The following is a 5791-nucleotide window of genomic DNA, read 5'->3' as shown; positions in this document are numbered from 1 at the left end:
CTGCGGGCGACGTGCAGGAGACGAATCTGCTGGAGCGGCCGCTCGCCGAGCTGCAGACGGAGCAGGGAGCCGTCGAGCTGGCGATCAAGCCATTCGAGGTGAAGACGGTGCGCGTCGCGCGCCGTACGTCTTAAGGCAGCAGGGTTGCGTCTTGTAACGCATGGCGCGTGAGGGCAAGCCGGTGTCCGAATCAGGGAGCGGGTTGAGGAGTCATAGCTGGATACAGGAGGCGTCGGTCCAAGGCCGGCGCTTCCGCAATATCCGCGACGGAATGATCAAGTGATGGCGATCAATAACAAGGAGGCATCGCGGCCTAAGGTCCGGATGCGTCCTTGGCATTGATCGCAGGCAACTAACCAGACATCAGGGAGGAGGGCGCGTCGATGCGATTTATCCAGTACTGGCGGGAGCAATGGAGCGGCTACACGCCGCTGCGCAACAATATGTTCGTCAAGCTGATGGTCGTATTCGCGCTCATCTCGGTGTTGACGATTGCCGTCGTGTCGTACTCGCTCTATGTCTACCTGTCCCGCGCGGCGATCGGCACCGAGCTCGATATCCAGAAAAAAGCGATCGCCGCCGCGAGCAGCTATCTCGAGCAGCGCTACGAGACGGTGCAGTCGTTTATGAACGGCGTCTATCGGGATTCGCGGCTCGCTCAGGATCTCGTCTATTACTTGCAGCTGCCCTTCGAGGACTACATCCGCTATCGTCTTGACCAGTCGTATGAGAGTCTGCTGGGCAATCCCCGACAGATCACGGTGACGCTGCGACAGACGCTGCAGGATATGCCGGAGGTCCGCTACATTATGCTGTACAGCGCCGAGCGGCAGACGCTGCATGTGTACAGTCAGGATCGCGAGCCTGTGATTATCCCGACCAATGCGTCCCGCTCGTATATCCCGGATGTGATGGCGAGCCAGTCCGGCGCCGCGTCCGTGCCTAATGTCTGGATCCGGCGCACCGTGCCGCAGCTGGAGGGGCAGCTGTATTCCTTCCGCGTGCCGATCAACGATCCCGGCACGATGCGCCAGATCGGTCAGTTGATGTTCTACTACGATGCGCGCGGCATTAGCGCTGCGGTGCAGTCGACAGCGGAGACGATCAAGGGCAATATTCTGGTGCTGTCGCCGGAGAGCGATGTGATCTACGACTCGTCTGGACGGTATTATGGGGCCGATTATCCATACATGGAGGCGATCCAGTCGATCGATGAGATGGGGGAGCTGGACGAGCCGTCCTATATTACGCGTCAGCCGCAGTCTCAGGCGGGCTTCATCGTCGCAGGCGTCGCTCCGGTCCGCGAGGTGGCGCAGTCGTATGAGGGGATGCGGCGGACGATCCTCGTCGTCAGTCTGCTCAGCATGTTCGTGGTCGTCGTCTTCCCGTCGCTGTTCGTGCTGAATGTAGCGAAGCGGACCTACCAGATCATCCGCTTCATGCGCAAGGCGGAGCAAGGCAACCTGGGCGCCCGCCTGCAGGACAAGCACAAGGACGAGCTGGGCCAGATCGCGAGCAGCTTCAACCGGATGCTGGAGGAGCTCAGTCGCCACATCGAGCGGGAGTACAAGGCCGAGATCCGCCAAAAGCATGCGGAGCTGGCTGCGCTGCAGGCGCGGATCAACCCGCATTTCCTCCACAATACGCTGGAGGTCATCCGGATGCGCGCGGTGGCGCGCGGCGTGCACGATGTCGGCGAGATGATCTATGCGCTGGCGATGCTGTTCCGCAGCTTCGTGCGCCCCGAGCCGCAGCTGACGCTCACCGACGAGCTGGAAAACTGCCGACTCTATCTGGAGCTGTTTCGCCTCCGCTATCAGGATCATCTGACCTACGAGATCAACTACGATCTGCGACTGGGCGAGCTGCCGGTGCCGCGCATGCTCATCCAGCCGGTGATCGAAAATTATATCGTCCACGGCCTGCGGATCGGCCAGCCAGGCAACAAGCTGAGCATCCTCGCCAGCGAGCGGGAGGGGCAGCTGACGATCGAGGTGCGGGATAACGGCATGGGCATCGAGTCGGAGCGACTGGAGAAGATCGTGCGGACGCTGGAGCTGCCGGAGGAGGAAGGCGAGTCGTTTGGCCTGCGCAGCGTCCATGAGCGGATCCGCCTGCTCTACGGCGTGCCATACGGCATCCGGATGGAGAGCGAGCGCGGCGTCGGCACGACGGTCTGGATCACCATCCCCGCAAGCTAGGAGGAATAGAGCATGCATCGTGTATTGATCGTCGACGATGAGCCGTTTATCATCGAGGGACTGTACTATATTATCGACTGGGCCGGGCTCGGGCTGACCATCGTCGGCCATGCCGCCAACGGCGAAGCTGCGCTGCAGCAGCTGGCAGCACAGCAGGTCGACATCCTGATCACGGATATCTCGATGCCGGTGATGGGCGGTCTGGAGCTGATCCGGCGGGCGCGGGAGGCCTATCCGAGCCTGAAGATCGTCGTCCTCAGCGGCTATGACGAGTTCGACTATCTCAAGCAAGCGATGCGATCGGGCATCGAGAACTATCTGCTCAAGCCAGTCAATGTCGAGGAGCTGCGCTCGACGATGGCTAGCACGGTCGACAAGCTGCGCACGTCTGTGTCCGATCGCTGGACGGACGAGGATGTCGACATCCTGCGTCATGCGATCGTCTATCGGTGGCTGACAGGGGCGATCTCCCCCCGCGAGCTGAAGGAGCGGGCGACGGCGCTCGAGCTGCCGATCCTGGCGCGCCACTATCTGGCGGCGCTGATCCGCAGCAGTCAGCCGTCCGAATCGGACTATCGAGCGGCGAGGGCATGCGTCCATCATCCGCAGACGCTCGTCCTGCCCAACCTGACCGGAGAGACGATCGTCCTGTACGCAGCCGAGGAGCCGGAGGATATGAAGGCGCTGGCGCTGGCGCAGCTCAAGCCGCTGCTTACCGAGCTGGAGGGGCCGGTCTATCTTGCGCTTGGCACGGTCGTCGAGGGTGCGCGTGCGGCGCAGGTCACCTATGAGCAGGCGCTCGATGCCGTTCAGTATAGGCTGCTGCATCCTGGCGGCGGCGTACTCGATTACGAGGCTCTGCACCAGCAGGAGGGCGAAGGCGAGGCGGATATGCCAGCATGGGAGGTGTACGCCCGGCTGATCGCGATGCGGGACAAGCTGCAGCTGGACGAGCAGATCGCCGCAGATATCCAGCGCTTGCTGACGCAGCCCGGGATGACGCCGTCGGGACTGCGCCATGCGGCGGTCGAGCTGATCGTCCGCTTCAAGACTGAGCTGCAGCAGCTGCGCTCGCTGGAGGAGCCGGAGCTGTATCGGGAGGAGCTGCAGCAGGCCGCTGCCAGCGCTTCGGTCATCGAGCTGACGCAGGTTGTGCAGCGGGTAGCCGGTCAGACCATCGACGCGCTCGCCAAGTCGGTCAAGAGTCCGGTCGTCGAGCAGGTGCTGGCCCGCATCGCCGCCGATTACCGCCAGTCGCTTTCGCTCAAGACGCTGGGGCAGGAGTACAAGGTTCACCCGGTCTATCTGGGGCAGCTGTTTCACAAAGAAATGGGAGAGTCGTTCACTGAGTATCTGAATCGCTACCGGATCGACCAGGCCAAGCAGCTGCTGCGCAACAGCAACAGCAAGGTGCAGGAGATCGCGCGCGAGGTTGGCTATTGGGAGACGGGGTACTTCTACAAGCAGTTCAAAAAGCACGTCGGCGTCTCGCCGATGGATTATCGGGAGCTGACCTGACGTGCCGATAAGGGGCGCGAACGACGCTGTTGGATGCTCTACTGAGCGGTAGCAAGCATCGCATCGCCTGTGCCATTGACCTGACTGAGGAATGCGGCGGCACGCTGGATATATTCCTTGGGATGAACCTGGAAGAGCAGCTCGTGACGACCGCCGGGCACGATCCATTCGCCGGATAGCGGATGCGTCTGCAGCGCTGCGACCGCTTCGGCCATCTGGACAGGCGCTTTGTCGTCCTCGGTGCCGTGCATCATATAGATCGGCATCGTATACGCGGTCTGCCGGACCTGATCAGTCTGCAGCTCGCCGAAGCTGGTCCCCGTCCAGAGCGGGAGCATCGCCTTGATGAGCGGCATAGATGGATACTTGGGCAGATTGACGAAGTGCTTGACGTTAGCGAACAACGTATCGGGATCTGCGAGGAAGGTGCTGTCGAGTATCATGGCATCGATAAGGTCGGTCTGGAGCGCAGCTTGCAGCGCTGTACCTGCTCCCATGGAGAAGCCCCAGACGACGATCTGCTCGGCGCCTTGCGTATGGACGTAGTTGATCGCTGCGAGCAGCTGCTGAGCTTCTTCGCGTCCGCCGGTAGCGGGCGTCCGGTCGAGCTTGGAGGCATAGCCGTAGTCGAAGAGCAGCACATTATAATCGAGGCGGTTAAGGAGGTTGGCCAGCTCGTACATCGGCACCCAGGTCTCTTCGCGGTTGGCGCCGTAGCCGTGGCTGAATACGATCGTGCGCGAAGACTGTGCGGCAGCGGGGATATACCAGCCGTGTACGGAGGTCAGGCCGCTGGCGCTGGGAAAGTTCACATCCTCGTAAGCGAGGTTCTTGGCTTCCATCGGATTGGAGCTGAGCGGGGGGACGAACGGATAGGCGAGCATCCAGGCGACGAAGCCGTGGAAGGCGATGACGAGCAGGATGGCAAACACGAGCACCGACGAAATCACGGCTATGAGGATGTGCTTGTTTCGACGTTGCCGTGTCGGCTCGCGAAGCAGTCCGCCAGGAGGCGCTAGATGAAGACTGTCTTGAATCTGAGGTGCAGCGGCGGTGGTGAGCATGACAGCCATTCCTCCCTTGACGTGTAACGTTTGGAAAGCGCTTTATATTCTTATCGTATGACTATAGTCCCAGCCTGTCAATTGATGACGAATGATTGTTAGGGAGTTGTAATGAAGCTGCAATATAAGGGCGAAGCTGGACGGTGCTTGGGCGAATGCGTTATACTGGATGATATCAAGTTTCATACTGTGGAACGCAAGGAGGCGGCAGCATGGAAGAAGGCAAATCGACAATCCGGGCCGTCGAGCGGGCGTTGGACATCCTGCTCTGCTTCACGTCCGGCACCGATCTGGCGATGAGCGAGATCGCCGAGCAGGTCGGATTGCATAAGAGTACGGTGCATCGGATGCTGGCGACGCTGGAGGACAAAGGCTTCGTCATGCGCGACCGGGCAACGGAACGCTACAAGCTGGGGATGCGCGTATGGGAGCTGTCGGCCCATCTCTCGGCAACCGACGATCCTGCCGTCATCTGGCTGCCGGAGATGGAGCGGCTGCGCGACCAGTTGGGTGAGACGGTCAGCCTCTATGTGCGCGACGGGCAGGAGCGGATCCGTATCCAGGCGGTACAGAGCAATCAGGCGGTGCGCCGTGTCGCTCCGGTGGGCGTCAGGCTGCCGCTCTATGTCGGCGCCTCGAGCAAGGTGCTCGTCGCCTTTGCCGAGCCGCAGGAGCGGGAGGCGATCCTGAGCGCCGATACGTGGCCGGAGGGCGTAGACCCGGCGGCCTATCGCCGGCAGCTCGACGAGATCGTCAGCGTCGGCTACGCGACGAGCATGGAGGAGCGCGAGGCAGGGGCCGCGGCGGTGGCCGCCCCGATCTTCGACCGCAGCGGCCGCCTGGCGGCGGTGCTGTCGATCTCAGGGCCGGCCAATCGGCTGACGACCGAGCGGCTGCGCGAGGTAGCGCCGGTCGTCATGGAGGCGGCTCGCTTGATGGGCACGATGCTGCGCTCGGGGTAGGCGTGTGCATTACACGGCTAGAGGCCGCGTTCGTGGCCTGGATTTG

The 5791-nt window shown here is 61.9% G+C and carries 5 protein-coding genes; 4 read left to right on the top strand and 1 reads right to left on the bottom strand.

Going from position 1 to position 5791, the window contains the following annotated elements:
- Positions 1–11 precede the first annotated feature (11 nt).
- From PA598K_RS39090 to PA598K_RS28355, 3 genes are all read left to right on the top strand, one after another.
- On the top strand, positions 12–134 hold the full coding sequence (locus PA598K_RS39090; RefSeq protein ID WP_376739088.1) for a glycosyl hydrolase-related protein: 123 nt from the start codon (positions 12–14) through the stop codon (positions 132–134).
- A 249-nt stretch (positions 135–383) separates the two neighbouring features.
- Entirely contained in the window at positions 384–2201 is a 1818-nt protein-coding gene (locus tag PA598K_RS28360; RefSeq protein WP_128660171.1) for a sensor histidine kinase, read from the top strand.
- A gap of 12 nt (positions 2202–2213) precedes the next feature.
- A complete protein-coding gene (locus tag PA598K_RS28355; RefSeq protein ID WP_128660170.1) occupies positions 2214–3719 on the top strand; it encodes a response regulator transcription factor in 1506 nt (501 codons plus the stop codon).
- 38 nt (positions 3720–3757) lie between these two features.
- Here the strand turns inward: PA598K_RS28355 and PA598K_RS28350 are convergent, their stop codons facing one another.
- A complete protein-coding gene (locus PA598K_RS28350) occupies positions 3758–4783 on the bottom strand; it encodes an alpha/beta hydrolase (RefSeq protein WP_128660169.1) in 1026 nt (341 codons plus the stop codon).
- Between the two features lie 212 nt (positions 4784–4995).
- Here PA598K_RS28350 and PA598K_RS28345 point away from each other — a divergent pair, with 212 nt between their 5' ends.
- Positions 4996–5745, top strand: a complete 750-nt coding sequence (locus tag PA598K_RS28345) for an IclR family transcriptional regulator (RefSeq protein ID WP_128660168.1) — start codon at positions 4996–4998, stop codon at positions 5743–5745.
- Positions 5746–5791 lie beyond the last annotated feature (46 nt).

The organism is Paenibacillus sp. 598K (assembly GCF_003851045.1).
Lineage (GTDB): Bacteria > Bacillota > Bacilli > Paenibacillales > Paenibacillaceae > Paenibacillus_D.
The sequence above is the reverse complement of the archived record's forward strand: the minus strand, read 5'-3'. Positions and strand labels throughout refer to the sequence as shown.